14 protein-coding genes are annotated in these 15559 nt (G+C 65.3%); 4 read left to right on the top strand and 10 right to left on the bottom strand.

Going from position 1 to position 15559, the window contains the following annotated elements; genetic code table 11:
* Window positions 1-163: 163 nt before the first annotated feature.
* Together puuE and KL771_RS24140 are read right to left on the bottom strand one after the other, a co-directional pair.
* On the bottom strand, window positions 164-1075 hold the full coding sequence (puuE, locus tag KL771_RS24145; protein ID WP_261971068.1) for an allantoinase PuuE: 912 nt from the start codon (window positions 1073-1075) through the stop codon (window positions 164-166).
* A 49-nt stretch (window positions 1076-1124) separates the two neighbouring features.
* Window positions 1125-1499: a hypothetical protein gene (locus tag KL771_RS24140; protein WP_261971067.1), complete on the bottom strand. Its 375-nt coding sequence runs from the start codon at window positions 1497-1499 to the stop codon at window positions 1125-1127.
* Between the two features lie 180 nt (window positions 1500-1679).
* On the opposite strand from KL771_RS24140, the gene KL771_RS24135 reads away from it, so the two are divergent.
* A complete protein-coding gene (locus KL771_RS24135) occupies window positions 1680-1883 on the top strand; it encodes a hypothetical protein (protein ID WP_261971066.1) in 204 nt (67 codons plus the stop codon).
* Between the two features lie 373 nt (window positions 1884-2256).
* Here the strand turns inward: KL771_RS24135 and KL771_RS24130 are convergent, their stop codons facing one another.
* The 7 genes from KL771_RS24130 to KL771_RS24100 form a co-directional block, all read right to left on the bottom strand.
* Complete coding sequence (locus tag KL771_RS24130; protein WP_261971065.1) at window positions 2257-3387, bottom strand: polysaccharide pyruvyl transferase family protein; 1131 nt, start codon at window positions 3385-3387, stop codon at window positions 2257-2259.
* Between the two features lie 596 nt (window positions 3388-3983).
* Window positions 3984-4988: a glycosyltransferase family 29 protein gene (locus tag KL771_RS24125; RefSeq protein ID WP_261971064.1), complete on the bottom strand. Its 1005-nt coding sequence runs from the start codon at window positions 4986-4988 to the stop codon at window positions 3984-3986.
* A gap of 260 nt (window positions 4989-5248) precedes the next feature.
* Window positions 5249-6124 carry a CDP-alcohol phosphatidyltransferase family protein gene (locus tag KL771_RS24120; protein WP_261971063.1) on the bottom strand — a complete coding sequence of 292 codons (876 nt, stop codon included), beginning with the start codon at window positions 6122-6124 and terminating at the stop codon, window positions 5249-5251.
* Between the two features lie 38 nt (window positions 6125-6162).
* Window positions 6163-6882 carry a phosphatidylserine decarboxylase gene (locus KL771_RS24115; protein ID WP_261971062.1) on the bottom strand — a complete coding sequence of 240 codons (720 nt, stop codon included), beginning with the start codon at window positions 6880-6882 and terminating at the stop codon, window positions 6163-6165.
* A 254-nt stretch (window positions 6883-7136) separates the two neighbouring features.
* Window positions 7137-7799, bottom strand: a complete 663-nt coding sequence (locus tag KL771_RS24110) for a glutathione S-transferase family protein (RefSeq protein ID WP_261971061.1) — start codon at window positions 7797-7799, stop codon at window positions 7137-7139.
* A 261-nt stretch (window positions 7800-8060) separates the two neighbouring features.
* Window positions 8061-8798 (bottom strand): CDP-alcohol phosphatidyltransferase family protein, encoded by a 738-nt coding sequence (locus KL771_RS24105; protein ID WP_261971060.1) that lies wholly within the window; start codon window positions 8796-8798, stop codon window positions 8061-8063.
* 190 nt (window positions 8799-8988) lie between these two features.
* Complete coding sequence (locus KL771_RS24100; RefSeq protein WP_261971059.1) at window positions 8989-10896, bottom strand: ABCB family ABC transporter ATP-binding protein/permease; 1908 nt, start codon at window positions 10894-10896, stop codon at window positions 8989-8991.
* Between the two features lie 301 nt (window positions 10897-11197).
* On the opposite strand from KL771_RS24100, the gene KL771_RS24095 reads away from it, so the two are divergent.
* Complete coding sequence (locus KL771_RS24095; protein WP_261971058.1) at window positions 11198-11797, top strand: LOG family protein; 600 nt, start codon at window positions 11198-11200, stop codon at window positions 11795-11797.
* Window positions 11798-11855: 58 nt separating this feature from the next.
* A complete protein-coding gene (gene glf, locus KL771_RS24090) occupies window positions 11856-12947 on the top strand; it encodes a UDP-galactopyranose mutase (protein ID WP_261971057.1) in 1092 nt (363 codons plus the stop codon).
* An 18-nt stretch (window positions 12948-12965) separates the two neighbouring features.
* Here glf and KL771_RS24085 read toward each other — a convergent pair whose 3' ends face one another.
* The gene (locus KL771_RS24085; RefSeq protein WP_261971056.1) at window positions 12966-13868 is read right to left on the bottom strand and encodes a DNA-methyltransferase; all 903 of its coding nucleotides are present in this window, start codon (window positions 13866-13868) and stop codon (window positions 12966-12968) included.
* A 1055-nt stretch (window positions 13869-14923) separates the two neighbouring features.
* Between KL771_RS24085 and KL771_RS24080 the strand changes: the two genes are divergently transcribed.
* A complete protein-coding gene (locus KL771_RS24080) occupies window positions 14924-15436 on the top strand; it encodes a hypothetical protein (protein WP_261971055.1) in 513 nt (170 codons plus the stop codon).
* Window positions 15437-15559 lie beyond the last annotated feature (123 nt).

Genomic DNA, 15559 nt, shown 5'->3' with positions numbered 1-15559 from the left:
CAGCGCAAGGACTGCGCGGATCCTCGGCCTCGAAACGATAACCACCGGTTAACGCAGCTGCCCGAACCAACGCTTCCGCTTGCGCCGCACCATGACGCGGGACCTTGCCCGAAATGTGTTCGACCGCGGCCACTCTGATTTCAAAACGTAAACAGGCCGCGCATCAGGCCGGTTTGTGATGCGCATGCCAGTGCCAGGCGATGTCGATGCGGCGCGGACACCAGACCGCGTCGTGGCTCTGCACATAGTCCAGGAACCGCGCCAGGGCCGCGGCGCGCCCGGGGCGTCCGACCAGGCGGCAATGCAGCCCGACCGACATCATCCTCGGCGCCGTCTCGCCCTCGGAATAGAGAAGATCGAAGCTATCCTTCAGGTAGGTGAAGAACTGGTCGCCCGAGTTGAAGCCCTGCGGGGTGGCGAAGCGCATGTCGTTCGCGTCGAGGGTATAGGGAATGACGAGATGAGGGCCCCGGCCACCGTCGACCCAATAGGGCAGATCGTCGGCATAGGAGTCAGAATCGTAGAGGAAGCCCCCCTCCTCCATCACCAGCTTCTGGGTGTGGATCGACGAGCGCCCGGTATACCAGCCAAGCGGACGCGATCCGGTGACTTCGGTGTGAATCCGGATCGCCTCGAGCATGTGGGCGCGCTCTTCCGCCTCCGTGAAGTCCTTGTAGTCGATCCACTTCAGCCCATGCGACGCAATCTCCCAATCGGCTTCGCGCATCGCCGCAACCACATCGGGATTGCGCATCAATGCATGCGCCACGCCGTAGACGGTGACCGGGATCCCGCGCGCCGTGAACAGGCGCCATAACCGCCAGAAGCCTGCACGGGAGCCGTACTCGTAGATCGATTCCATATTCATGTGCCGCTTGCCGGGCCAGGCCGCGGCGCCGACGATTTCGGACAGAAAGGCTTCCGAGGCTGGATCGCCATGGATCACGGCATTCTCGCCGCCCTCCTCGTAGTTGATCACGAACTGCACGGCGACGCGCGCGCCGCCGGGCCATTTCGGATCCGGGGGCGTGCGGCCGTAACCGATCATGTCGCGCGGATAGGCGGGTGCGATCATATTGAATATCTCCGATGGCGCCCGAAGCTGGACCGAAGCCGCCGGGATTTCAAGATCTTGCCGCACCGCCGCCGGGGCGGCGCGCGGCCGGCGCGCGGGCCGGCGCGAACCGGCCGAGGAGCGCAGGAACGCCGCCGCGCGGACGCGAACCGGCCTCCGGGTCACGCCCGAGCGCCATGATCGCAGTGCCCATGGTGACGCTGCACATGGTCACCAGGAAGCCGAACACCAACAGCAGAACGGCGATCCAGGGCTCGTCCGAGTTCAGGATCAATGTGCGCAGATGCGCCACGTCGGTTGCCAGCACCGCCGCGGCCAGGACCAGCGCGATCACCGCTCCGGCCAGCCAATTCCAGGCGAGAAGGGACAGCAGCGGGTCCGGCCGGCTGCGCCGCATTTCGGGCCGTTGAGACATTTCGGACATCGAACCCTCCGCCATCCAGGAACCCGCGCCGGTTACGCGCGTTGACTTCGTAGCGGGAATCTAACCGCACCGTCGCATGCGGTCGAGACGGGAAAGTCCGAGCCCCGATCAGGTTCCTTATGGTCATGACGCAAGTTGTGTCCATAATGATCGGGGGGTGATTCGCGACGGGAGGTCTGGATGACCAGGGCCCAGCGTCACATGGCCACGACGAAACGGCGTGATGTCGAAGCAACCGGCAACGAGATCGACGGCAGAATTGCCGCGATGCGGTTGATCCTGAAAATGGCGCGTCCGGGCAGTCATGCCGAAGCCCTGCGGGCACTTCGCGAAGCCTTTCCGGATGCCTCGCTGGCCGAACGCGTCCAGGCGCTCGACCCCTGATACCGCCCCGAAAGGCTCGGGATGTGACCGGTGCTCACCGATGCTCCGATCCGGCGCGGGCCCAGCGTCACCCGGTCACTACAAGCCGCATGATGCCGTGTATGAATTTGTTTTTGCAAAGCTTTCCCGGTCGCAGCGGACACCCCCGAACCGTCATCGCTCTGCCGGCCATCGCCCGCCGGGTCTTTCTCTCGCGCGCTCCGGCCAATCTCTCGATCGTGTTCCCGGACGGCCTGCTTGAGCCGGATCGGCCGCGCGTCGTGCCGGCGGCGCCTGCAAGGCATCGCCGACGTCCCGACGCGCATATTCGCATGGGCTCAGCCGGACGCCCGAATTTCGGGCCGCGCCGCTTCGGCCACCCGACCGCCGGGCTTCACAGCAGCCATGCTTCGAGCGCGGCGCGGCAGGTTTCGCGATAGCGCACGGTGCAGGCGAGGACTGCCTCGCGGTCGCGGGCGACGGCCTCGACGAGTTCCGGCTCCACCGCGTCGAGATCGCGGGCGGCATGCGGGACCCCCGTCTCGATCGCATAGGCCTCCGCCTTCTTGCGGTCGCAGACCGGAAGGACGGGCGCGCCCGCCAGGCCGGCCAGGATCAGCCCATGCAGCCGATTGGTGACGACGACCCGGGCCATCTTGAACTCGGCCACCAGATCCTGCCAGGTCATCGGCGCTATCCATTCGATGCCGTGATGCGCGGCGATCTCCGCATAGATCGCCCCGTCCTCGCGCTCGCATGTCGTCACGAGGCAGATCGGCCGCCCTTCGAACCGCCGGACGGCCGCGTCCAGCGTAGACTTCAGCTTCGATGGCGTTCCCGTCGCGGCGATCAGAATGCGCTCCGGATCGCGGCCGGCCCTGGGGGTGACGGACGCCGCCATCGGCGCCAGCCAGTGCACGCAATCCGGGACAAGGCGGGCTTCGATATCGAGCGAACGGATCACCTCCAGGGAGATCACATCGCGCGCGGTCAAGGGCAGGTCGAGACCACCCAAGCCGCTCCGCAGCAGGGCGGGCGTCAGGAAAGCCGGGGTTGCCGGGTTGATCGAAAAAGGAAAGGTGCGGATCGGTTTTACGAACCGCTTCAGCGCCGTCACCGTGGCCAGCATGTCGAGACCGACAAAGCCGTTCCACTGATCTCCGTTCTCGCAGTAGATCGCCTGGGCCCCGGATACATGCGGAATGATCCGCAGCGCCCGGAATTGCATCAGGCGATAATAGAGAGCGCGCGCAAGCGCCGGAAAGCCTCTCCGCACCAGCCAGCGCCAGAGGGGCGGCCGTTGCTCGCGGATCGGCATGTCGACCAGGTCGAACGACCGGCCCAGTGCCGCGGCAAATGCCGCCATTCGCGCTTCGTCCCTCGGAAGGTAGCGGGCCGGAATGACAAGCAAGCTACAATCCGGATGGCGAATGGACAGCATTTCAAGCATAGAATGCAGAATTGCAAAATCGCCAATATTCCCCTTCAAATTGACAAAAAGTATGGCGACCTTACATTGCGGCATGACACTCACACGTGACGTTCATGAAATCGATTTTAACTTCCAGGATCCTCATTTTTTGGACTCTCTACACTTGTTTACATTCCTTGGCAAGGCACAATAAAAGAGTCTTTGTTTTCTCAGACCCCAAGCAATTTGCCTAAAATGAGCCCTGGCGCATTCATTCAACAGCCTATCTTTGGCATCGGCATGGCAAATGCATGAGAAAATGCTTCGTAGTATCTCGTATGAATTCTGTCCCGTTGTCGAAATCCTGTCGCCGCATTGGGGCGCCAACCGACGGAAGTGACGCGGACCGAGAGCCGGAACCCGAAAACGAGAGAAAGGCCCCTCGCCACAACGGCGCGGAGTCAGATCATCCGGCGCAGCGCAGGACAGTGCGCTCAGCGGCAATTCTTGTGAAATTTCAATAGCGAATCAGGCACAGATGATGCTTCGAATCGCATGTCCGGCAGCAGCACGTTGCGACGGCCCGGATCCGTGGAGCCGGATCGGACACCGCTCACACGGAGCGCAACAGTCGTTGCAGCATCGGGGGGCACGGCAGCGTGGCCGCCGCGGGGTGACTGCGGCGCGATCGCTTCGCAGGGGCGAAAGCGTCAGCCGAGAATGACGGTCGCCAGATAGGCCGCCTCGGCATCCCAATCGTGACGACCCTTCGCCTGGGTCGGATTGGCGAAATAGTGCCGGTTGGTTCCGTCGTTCTGGTCGGTCAGTTTGAAGCCGTAATAGGAGACGCCGCCGGCCGCGAGAGGACCGCGAATCTTGCGCAGCCAGTGCAGGATCAAAAGCCCGGCACTCGGCACGCGGTCGAGGGCCTTGACGAGTTCGACGAAGATCCGGGTCGGCACGAAGGCCGCACGACCGCCCGCACGTTCCGTCTCCAGGACATCCCAGGCCTGTGCGCCGTGGTAGCGCCGGTCGGCTCCGGAGAAGAGGACGAATTCGAAGCCGCCCGGCGGGCGCCGCCAGACATCGATATGGCCGCCGCTACGCGCCCAGATGGTGGTCTTCCGGCCGTAGTCGACCGTGAAGCGGTCGTCCTCGGAGAAATTGTTGAAGCGGATGACGATATCGTGCGCGTCGATCTCGGCACCGGCCCCGCGGCCGATCTGAACCGGCGAATTGCCGACCACCGCGATCGTCTTCGAGCGGTCCGAAAGCAGTTGCTGCAATTCGAGCATCCGCCGGTCGCCAATCGGCATCAGCCTGGCGCATTCCGCGATCACGGGAACGGCGGCGTAACCGAGTTCGTGCAAGGCCGCGAGACACGCCGTCGAGCCGTATTGGACGACCATCGGCCAACCCCGCCCGCGGACCGAACCGAGAGCCCGATAGGCACCGATCCAATCGCCGCGCTCCGCATAGACATTGGCCAGGATACAGCGGGTCCGATCCCGGAGCTTCTCGCCGAACCAGCCGAAGCTTCCGGCGATCTCGCGCACCCGGTCGACCACTTCGTTGGTCGGCCCTTCGGTATCGAACAGCATCTTGGCATGCGCGATCCGGTCCGAATGGCTGGACTGCTCGAGCTTGAATGCCTCGATCTGCGCCCGGACGCTCATCGGCGACGAAGACTGGCTGTCCTTGAAGTGGGCGTTCATGTCGAACCCGGCACGGCTCTGGTTATACTCACTGATATTTTACAGTGTGATCCGGCTCTGGACCGCACTGCACGGCGGAACCCTTACGCCCTGACACCTGTCTGGGTCATGACGCCGCGGCTCCCGATCACGACACCGTGACGCCCTGGCTTCGAAACGTAAAGCCTCCTTCGCCAATCGCTACTCGAATTTCAGCTGCGAAGCCATGAGAAGTGGGTCGGAGAGGTTTCCGACCTTCCGAAATCGATATTGAACGGCGCTCAGACGCCCTCGGCAGGAGATACCGGAGCAGTGCCGTCCGGAGCCACATCGCCAGTCGGCGCTTGTGCGGCCGCCTCGCGATCTCTTTTTTCATGCCGGCGATACCAGTTCCAGCCGACGGGAATGAAGGCGAGATAGACGATTGCCAAGAGGGCCAGCACTGGGAACGGATAGGTCGCCAGCACAGCAACGAACAATACGAACAGCACCGACAGCGGGATGATCCGCTCGCGCGGCACGCGCGTGCCCATCTTCTTGCCCGAGAAGGTCGGAATGGTCGACACCGCCATGAAGGCGATGAACAGCACGTAGATCGACAGCACCACCGCGACGGCGCGATTGTGCGGGATCGTGATGAAATCGTTCAGATAGAGCGGCAACAGGACCGTGATGGCGCCGGCCGGGGCCGGCATGCCGGTGAAGAAATTGGCGTGCCAATCCGGCTTCGGCTTGTCGACCATGACGTTGAAGCGCGCCAGCCGCAGCGCCATCGCGATCGCGAAGGCGATCACGGCCAGCCAGCCGAGCGAGCGGACCTCGCTCAGCATCCAGATATAGAGCAGCAGCCCCGGCACCACGCCGAAATTGACGAAGTCGGCGAGGCTGTCGAGCTCGGCGCCAAATTTCGAGGTGCCCTTGACCCAGCGCGCGACCCGGCCGTCGACGGCATCGAGCAGGGCGGCGACCACCACCGCGCCGACGGCCCATTCCCACCGTGCCTCCAGCGCCATGCGGATCGCGGTCAGCCCGGAGACCAGCGCCAGGAGCGTGACCAGGTTGGGCAGGACGATGCGGAACGGCACCGCGCGCAGGCGCGCGAAGCGGCGGCCGGTCTTGGTCGATTCGTGCACCACGGGCGGAAACAGGTCGTCCAAGGTCGCCTCCAGAAGCTCGGCGGACGGGCGTGGCCGGATCAGCTGACCCGAACCACCTCATGGCCGCTGCCCGGCCGCGACAGATCAGCGAGCACGGTCTCACCGGCGATCGTAGTCTGTCCGATCGCCACCAGCGGCACCGTCCCTGCCGGCATGTAGACATCGAGCCGCGAGCCGAAGCGGATCATGCCGAAGCGGTCGCCGGGCGCAATGGTTTCGCCTTCCTTCGCCCAGGAGACGATCCGCCGCGCCACCAGGCCGGCGATCTGGACGACGCCGATGGTTACGCCGGCACCAGGCCGGTCGTCGGTCGCGATGACCAGGCCGTTGCGCTCGTTGTGCTCGCTCGCCTTGTCGAGTTCCGCATTGAGGAACTTGCCCGGCTTGTAGGCGATGCGCGTGATCCGGCCGCCGACGGGAGCGCGGTTCACATGGCAGTTGAACACGTTCATGAAGATCGAGACGCGGATCCAGCCCTCATGGCCGAGATCGAGCTCGGGCGGCGGCACGGCCGGACCGATCTGCGACACGCGCCCGTCGGCCGGTGCGATCACCAGCCCCGGCGCGACGGGGGTCACGCGCGGCGGATCGCGGAAGAAAGCGACGACCCAGATCGTCAGGCCGAACAGGATCCAGGCGAGCGGCGACCAGATGAAACTGGCGACCAGGGTCAGCCCCGCCGCGATGGCGACGAAGGGATAGCCCTCCCGGTTGACCTTCGGAATGGCGGCGGCGATCGACTTGACGACGGAATTCATCGGGGACGGGTCCCTCCATGCCGGAGCGGGCAACGAATAGACGGCCGCGCGGAACGAGCCCACACGCCCCGTCAGCGTCTGGCGCAGAAATACGCCGACGGAGCGGCAGACTTGGCACGGATTGGCGGCGTTGGAAAGTCAGGTCACACGCGGCCGGGGCGACCTCCGAGGGGCCGGGTCCGCTCTGATCCGCGAGGCCACCAACGGGAGGATGCCGTCCGGTCTGACGGCCGGCATTCCCGTCCGGCGTCGGATCAGGCCGGCAGTTCCATGGCAATCCCCTCCTGGGCAAGCGCACGGCGCACCGCCGGGCGTTCCAGGACCTTGGCGGCATGCGCCGTCCAGGCCGGATAGGGCGAGCGGTCGAAGCCCTCGAAGCGGTAGAGGAAGACATAGAAGGTGAAGAGATAGGGATCGGCCAGCGTATAGCCGCCCGGCACAGCCCAGTCGCGCCCGTCGCCCAGGATGCGGTCGATCAGGGCGCAATGCTCCTTGACGGTGCGCATGCCCTTCTCCTGCATCTGCGGATGCAGGGCCGGATCGTCCAGGAAGCGCCCCGGCCGGCGGACCGACGCGTAGGCGGCGGCGTGGAAGGAGGCGGCGAGCCAGTTCATCCACTCGATCATGCGCGCCTCGCGCGCCGGGTCGGCCGGCACCAGCCCAACCTCCGGGTTGGTGCGCGCCAGATAGATCATGATCGCATTGCATTCGGTCAGAAGATCCGGTCCGCCGGCGATCGAGCCCGGCACGCCGGTCAGCGCCGGCACGCGACCCTTCGGATTGCGGGCGAACCAATCCGGCTTGACCGTGTCGACGCCCGCCCTGACCAGTTCCAGGCCGAACGGCTTGCCGATCTCCTCGAGCACGATATGCGGCGCGAGCGAACAGGCGGCGGGCGAATAGAACAGCGTGTGCATGGGGCGGAACCATCCAGAATGAGCCGGGACGACAGGCCGGGGAGCGGCCGCGGCGAAGCCTGACGACGATCGGAAAAAGATCAAGTGCGGCGCGCGCAATGCGGGGCGGCGCCTGCGGCAGGGTCGAAGACGACGTGAACAGCAGCGTCGAAGACCCCGGGGATCAGCTGAGACGAGGACTGGCGCACAGGCCGAAGATCGGGTGCAGGACTCCCTCGGACCGGGCCGGCGATGCCCGGCCGTTCCGGCGCGGACCCGGCCTCAGAGCCCGCGGCGGGCTCGGTCGAACCAGTCGAGACCCTGCTGCACGGCAGCGACCGAGGCAAGATAGAGGCTCGTGGCAAGCAGGCTCCAGGCGACCACGGCCGGCGGCGCCAGGCTCTCGGCGAGCGTGATGCCGGCGAGGACGAACCACACGACCGTGACGGCCAGCGTCAGCGGACGCCAGCGTTCGACGCGGACGGGATGCACGAAGGCGACCGGCAGGAAGGTCAGCACGGCGAGGAGAAGCGTCACGCCGACGATCACCTCGGTCGGCGGCCGGAAGACGAAGAACAGGAACACGACGCCGTTCCAGACGGCCGGAAAGCCGCGGAAGGCGTTGTTCTTCATCTTCATGCGCGTGTCGGCGAAATAGAGCGCGCTGGTGAAGACGATCACGCCGGCCAGGGCGAGCGCGATCGGCGCCGAAGTGAAGCCGCCGGTCGCCAGCGCGAAGGCGGGCAGGAACACATAGGTGACGTAGTCGACCACGAAATCGAGGGCCGCGCCCGAGATGGTCGGCAGGTTGCGCTCGACATGGAAGCGCCGCGCGATCGGCCCGTCGACGCCGTCGACGAACAGGGCGATGCCGAGCCAGGCGAAGAAGGCCTGCCAGTCGAGCTTGTAGGCCGAGACGGCAGCGAGCATCGCCAGCACGATGCCGGACGCCGTGAAGGCGTGAATCGCGAGCGCGATGAGGACGTTCTGGCGCTTGGCCACGGCGGCAGCAATGTTCAAGAGGAGCCTCCCGCCGCCGCAATCGACGTTGCGATCGGCTCGGGCGCCGCGAAAATCATGGCCGCTTCGGCCGCATTCGCACGCCTGGTCACCAATCCGTCCTCGGCACGTTTATCGTTACAGAACTGCCATCATACCGGATCGGCCCCGGGTTAGCCAGTGACCTGACAGGCGGCAAACCGCCGATGCGCTATTCGGCTGCCGCATCGGTCCGGCGCGTCTTCACCGCGAGGCCGAGCGTGTCGCTCTCCTCGGTCGCGCGCAGGCGCTCGCGCGCCTCGTCGACGGCGCGCTGGCGCTCCCACATCGAGGCGTAGAGGCCGCCAAGGTCGAGCAGGTCCTGATGCCGGCCGCGCTCGACGATCACGCCGTGCTCGAGCACGATGATCTCGTCGGCATTGACCACGGTCGACAGCCGGTGGGCGATCACCAGCGTGGTCCGGTTGAGCGAGACCTGGTCGAGCGCGGTCTGGATCTCGCGCTCGGTGTGGGTGTCGAGCGCGCTGGTCGCCTCGTCGAGCATCAGGATCGGCGGCGCCTTGAGGATGGTGCGGGCGATGGCGACGCGCTGCTTCTCGCCACCGGAGAGCTTCAGGCCGCGCTCGCCGACCTCGGTGTCGAAGCCCTTCGGCAGGCGCTCGATGAAGCCGGAAATCTGGGCCATGCGGGCCGCCTCGCGCACCTCCGCCTCGCTGGCGCTCGGCCGGCCGTAGCGGATGTTGTAGGCGATGGTGTCGTTGAACAGCACGGTGTCCTGCGGAACCATACCGATGCGCTGGCGCAGGCTCGCCTGGGTCACGTCGCGGATGTCCTGCCCGTCGATCGTGATGCGTCCGGCGCCGACATCGTAGAAGCGGAACAGGAGCCGCGAGATGGTCGACTTGCCGGCCCCCGACGGGCCGACGATGGCGATGGTCCGGCCGGCCGGCACCTCGAAGGAGATGCCGCGCAGGATGGCGCGGTCCGGGTCGTAGGAGAAATGCACGTCCTCGAAACGGATCACGCCGGCCTTCACGTCGAGGGCGGGCGCGCCCGGCTTGTCGACGACCTCGGCCGGCACGTCGAGCACCTTGAACATCGCCTCCATGTCGGCGAGGCCCTGGCTGATCTCGCGATAGAGCGTGCCGATGAAGTTAAGCGGCATGGAAAGCTGCGTCATCAGCGCGTTGATCATGACGAAATCGCCGATGGTCTGCGTGCCGGCCAGCACCGCATTGGCCGACATCACCATGGTGACCACCATGCCGACGGTGAAGATCACCGCCTGCCCGAAGTTCAGCCAGGCGAGCGACGTATAGGTGCGGGTCGCGGCATTCTCGTATTTGGCGGTGGCGCGGTCGTAGCGCTCCGCTTCCATCGGCTCGTTGTTGAAATACTTGACCGTCTCGAAATTGAGCAGGCTGTCGACCGCCTTCGACATGGAATCGGTATCGGCGTCGTTCATGTCGCGCCGGATGCGGATGCGCCAGTCGGAGGCCTTGACCGAGAACCAGACATAGAGCCAGACCGTCACGGCCATGACGGCGACATAGGTCCAGTCGAACTGCCAGGCGATCACGCCGGCCATCAGGGCGAATTCGAGGATGGTCGGGATGCCGGCCAGGATCGTCATGCGGACGATCGTCTCGATGCCGTTGGCGCCGCGCTCGATGATCCGCGACAGGCCGCCGGTGCGCCGCTGCAGGTGGAAGCGCAGCGACAGTTCATGCAGGTGGCGGAAGGTGCGGTTGGCGAGCTGGCGCACCGCATGCTGGCCGACCGAGGCGAACAGCGCGTCGCGCAGCTGGTTGAAGCCGTTGAAGACGATCCGGATCACCCCGTAGGCGATGACCAGCAGCACCGGCGCGGCGAGGAACTGCACCGGGGTGGGCGTGGTCGCCCCGGGCGCGAGCGCATCCGTGGCCCATTTGTAGGCATAGGGCAGCAGGACGGTCAGCACCTTGCCGACCAGCAGGAAGGCCATCGCGATGACGACGCGCAGCTTCAGGTCGCCGCGATCATGCGGCCAGATATGCGGCCACAGTGCCTTGAGCGACTGGAAGGTGCGGCCGCTGTCCGCCGAAATCTTCGGCGCGGACGCCGTTTGGTGCGGTGTCATCGTGGAGGTCCAAATCCTGGGGCGGGGACGCGGTATGCGCGCCGGCCGTATATAGACGTTGCAAACCGTCGCCATAAGGGGCGGAGAGGGAAAACTGTGCCGCCATGGACACGCCCCGACGGAGGTGTCGGCCCGGGCGCCTGATCCGGCGGCATGGCTTCTGCTTGGAAAAGCCCCGATGCCACGGGCCGAGCCGCCCGCGGCGAGGAGCCGGCATGTCACAGATCGACCGGGGCGCGGGCGGCCGCCCGCGGGATCGGGCATGCTTGACGGGACCGTGGCCTGCCGCCACAGAAACAGAATGAGCGAGATTCGATCCATTTGCGTTTTCTGCGGTTCCGCGCTCGGGGCCGACCCGGCCTTCGAGGCCGCCGCCCGCACGCTCGGCGAAACCATGGCGCGCGAGCAGATCCGCCTCGTCTATGGCGGCGGCTCGATCGGCCTGATGGGCACCGTCGCCCGCGCGGTGCTCGACGGCGGCGGTACGGTGCTTGGCGTCATCCCGCAGTTCCTGGTCGACCGCGAGGTGATGCTGCCGGAGGTGAGCGAACTGGTCGTCACGCAGGACATGCACCAGCGCAAGCGCATCATGTTCGAGCAGTGCGACGCCTTCGTCACCCTGCCCGGCGGCATCGGCACGCTGGAGGAGGTCGTCGAGCAGATGACCTGGGTCCAGCTCGGCCAGCATGCCAAGCCGATCGTGCTCGCCGACATCGGCGGCTTCTGGCACCCGCTCGCCGAACTGCTCGAGCACATGCGCCGCTCCGGCTTCATCCGACCCGGTCTCGAGGTCAGCTATTCGGTGGTCGGCCGGATCGAGGACGTGATCCCGACCGCGCGCGCCGTGCAGGCGCAAACCCGAATCGCCGTCGGCGCCGGCCTGCCGCTCGACCGGCTCTGAGGCCGGCCATGGCCGTCATGGCGGCGCGGGCGGGCGGATCGATCGACGGGGGCCGGCCGTGAAGGTCGATTGCCTCGTCGTCGGCGCCGGCTTCGCCGGGGCGGTCTGCGCGGAGCGTCTGGCCGCCTCCGGCCGCAGCGTGCTGGTGATCGACAGGCGCAACCATATCGGCGGCAACGCCCATGACCGTCCCGACGCTCACGGCATTCTGGTCCATCCCTACGGCCCGCACATCTTCCATACCAATGCCGAGCGCATCTTCGCCTATCTGAGCCGCTTCACCGACTGGCGCTTCTACGAGCACCGGGTGCTGGCTTCGGTCGACGGCAGGCTGCTGCCGATCCCGATCAACCGGACGACCATCAACGGGCTCTACGGCTGGGCCCTGGACGAGGCCGGCATCCGCGCCCATCTCGACGCCGTCCGGGTGCCGATCGACCCGATCCGGACCAGCGAGGACGCCGTGCTGGCGAGCGTCGGCACCGATCTCTGCGACCGCTTCTTCCGCGGCTACACCCGCAAGCAATGGGGCCTCGACCTGGCCGATCTCTCGGCGAGCGTCGCCGCCCGCATCCCGACGCGCACCGGCGACGACGACCGCTATTTCACCGACCGGTTCCAGTTCATGCCGGCCGCCGGCTACACGCGCCTGTTCGAGGCGATGCTGGCGAGCCCGCGGATCACGGTCCGGCTGGCGACGGACTTCTTCCAGGTTCGCGACGCGATCGCGTGGGATCACCTGATCTTCACCGGTCCGCTCGACGGCTTCTACGGCCACCGCTACGGCCGCCTGCCCTACCGTTCGCTGCGCTTCGAGCACGAGCATCTGGCCGGCATCGAGACCTTCCAGCCGGTCGGCCAAGTCAACTACCCCAACGACCACGCCTTCACGCGCATCACCGAATTCAAGCACCTGACCGGCCAGCAGGCCGCCGGCACCTCGATCATGCGCGAATACCCTTGCGCCGACGGCGAGCCCTTCTATCCCGTCCCGCGCCCGGAGAACGAGGCCCTGGCCCAGCGCTACAGAAAGCTGGCCGCGGCAGAGACGCGCGTCTCCTTCGTCGGCCGGCTCGCCGAATACCGCTACTACAACATGGATCAGGTCGTCGGCGCGGCGCTCAAGACGGTCGCGGATCTCGGCGCCTGAAGCCGAGGCGGCGGCTCCTCAAGGGTCGATCCTGACCGACAGCGCCGCGAGCCTCGGCACCGCCTCAACGGCAAGGCGGAAATAGTCCGGATCGCGCTCGATGCCGATGCTGTCGTAGCCGACCGCCTCGCAGGCGGCGAGCGTCGAGCCCGCGCCCATGAAGGGATCGAGCACCGTGCCGCGCCCGAGCGGCAGCACGGCGCGCGCGATCTGGCGCATGAAGGCCTGCGGCTTCAGCGAGGGATGCGGGGCGATCCGCTTTTCCGCCGCCGGCGTCGGATGCGAGCGGATCAGGTCGCCGAAGGGCCGGTCGGGCGACGGGCGCCGGAAGCCGCCGGTGCCCCAGCGGCGCAACGTGTCCTGGACGCGACCGTCGAGCGGCACCCGCAGCACCACCCAGGGCTCCCATTGCGAGCGCGGCATCACCGAGACGCCGTCGAATTCCTCATGGGCGTTCTTCGGCCGGTCGCCGCCGCGCATGGTCATGACCTGTCGGGCGATATAGCCGCGCAGTTCGAGCCCGGCCCCGGTCATTGCCGTGGCGACGATATGGGCGAGCAGCGGATTGGCGGCGACCATCACATGCGCGCCGGGCACGCAGACCCGCGCGACCTGCCGCCCGAATTCCCGAAAGAAGGCCTCCAGCGCCTGCCGGTCCTGATCCGTCAGCACCGTGAAGCGCGGCAGCGGCGCCCGGCGATGGCCGTCGAAGCTCGGCGGAATGCGCCAGACCCCGCCCGTCCCGGCCCTGAGCTTGGCGGTCTCCTTGGCCGTATACTCGACCAGCCCATAGGGCGGATCGGTCACCACCGCCTCGATCGACCGCTCCGGCTGCGCGGCCAGCCAGTCGAAGCAATCGGCCCGGATCAAGCGGGCACGGCCGAGGCGGATATCGTCATCACTTCCAACCAATTCGGTCATTTGCGGTCGGTCAGTCGCACTGTCGATGGCCAAGTGATCTAACTTTGATGGCGGGAGAACCGTGTTTTGTTTCCCCTCACCCGAGGGATGCTTTGTCATTGAAGGCAGCACCCTACTAGAGGACCATGCCGACTGCGCGTAATGGAAAATTCAATTCATGCCGTCATTCTCAAAAGGAATTCCACCTTGCCTGGCACATCTAATGCATAAATAGATTCAATCATCAATTGTTTACTGCTATTAATTCGAAGTCCTCGTGATCTTAAAAAGAGTCTCTCCGGTATTAAACGTAATAATTTCTCTTACCCTATCTCCAGATTGATTATAATAATATAACTGAAGTGACTTCCCGTCACGATGCGACTCCATTTCTATGTCTCCATCTTCAGTTACTCGACTAATTCTGCGCAGAATTTTTCCCTTTGATACATCCATCAGAACAACCTGATTCCCGTCAAAAAAGGCCATATATTTCGCGTCATCTGTGTGGGATAGGCTTAAAATGTTGCTCGAACCAGTATCGATACGGGTTACCTTTGTCGCGTCGGAGATCTTATAGAAAGTGACATACCGATCTCCCCTTCGGTACAAAGCTATAAACTCGCCAGAGTGAGAGTATGAACCGTAGGCTCCTGGACCACTAAAATCAACTGAACCCGCCCCGTGCACCCAATCGCAGCTGAAGGTAACACCCAAAACAACAAGCAACAAAGCTTTGATTTTCTTAATCATCTGATCAACTTCCCCATCATCCTCAAATATTTATCGAGCGGGCTGCAGACATTTGACACAACACGGAATTTAACTTTCAATTTTGAAATTATAGTACTCGCGAAATTGGAGAAAAGTCAATCGGCTGCTTCGTCCTAATCTCCAGATTGACCCGGTCCGATCGATCGCGCCGCATCAGGGTTGCGTCGCAAGTCGCGATCACCGGCCCGGCACGGCCCATTCCGTCATACCGTCGTCCTCGCCTATACGTTAACATTTCAATGCGCAGGCGCCGCCGCATATCGCCAGGGGCCTGATCCGCAAGGCTCCGGGGGGCTGTGGCCATGCTTGAATTCCTGAATGCCGCGATCCATTCGACCGACAAGGACGGCCTGTTTCCGCTCGCCACGCTGGCCGGGATCGTGGCCCTGTTCGCCGCCGTCGTACTGACCGGCTTCGTCGCCCGCGAGAAGGGCTTCGGGGCGATCCGGCTGTTCTTTCTGTTCGTGTTCGGCACCGTCTCGATCGGGGCGCTGCTGCTGATGTTTTGGCTGAACGCACAGGAGGCCTATGGCTGGGTCAACACCCGCTATGTCGCCGACTGGGCCGGCGAGGACGAGGGCTGGACCGGCGGCAAGGCGCCGACCGCCAAGTGCGATGCCGGCAATGTCGGCCAGATCGCGGTCTGCTGGTCGAACCGCCGGGGTGGCTATCCGGCCGACGCGCAGTTCCAGGGCACCGGCACGCCGGGCGCATGGTGCACCTACAAGAAGGTCGAGGCCAGGCTCGGCAACGCCGTCGGCACCAATCCGGGCGTCGTCCATGTCTGCGCGCGCCTGACCCGCGTGACCAAGTAGTCCCGCACGGCGGCGCCCCGGCATCGCGTCGCCCGGCACCGCCACGGTACCGGGCAGCCGGATCGCCATACCTGGGTCCTGCCGCGCCGGTGGCCGACCGAGGGCCGCGGGTGGATGGCCACA

It is taken from the genome of Prosthecodimorpha staleyi, assembly GCF_018729455.1.
Taxonomy (GTDB): Bacteria; Pseudomonadota; Alphaproteobacteria; order Rhizobiales; family Ancalomicrobiaceae; genus Prosthecodimorpha; species Prosthecodimorpha staleyi.
The sequence above is the reverse complement of the archived record's forward strand: the minus strand, read 5'-3'. Positions and strand labels throughout refer to the sequence as shown.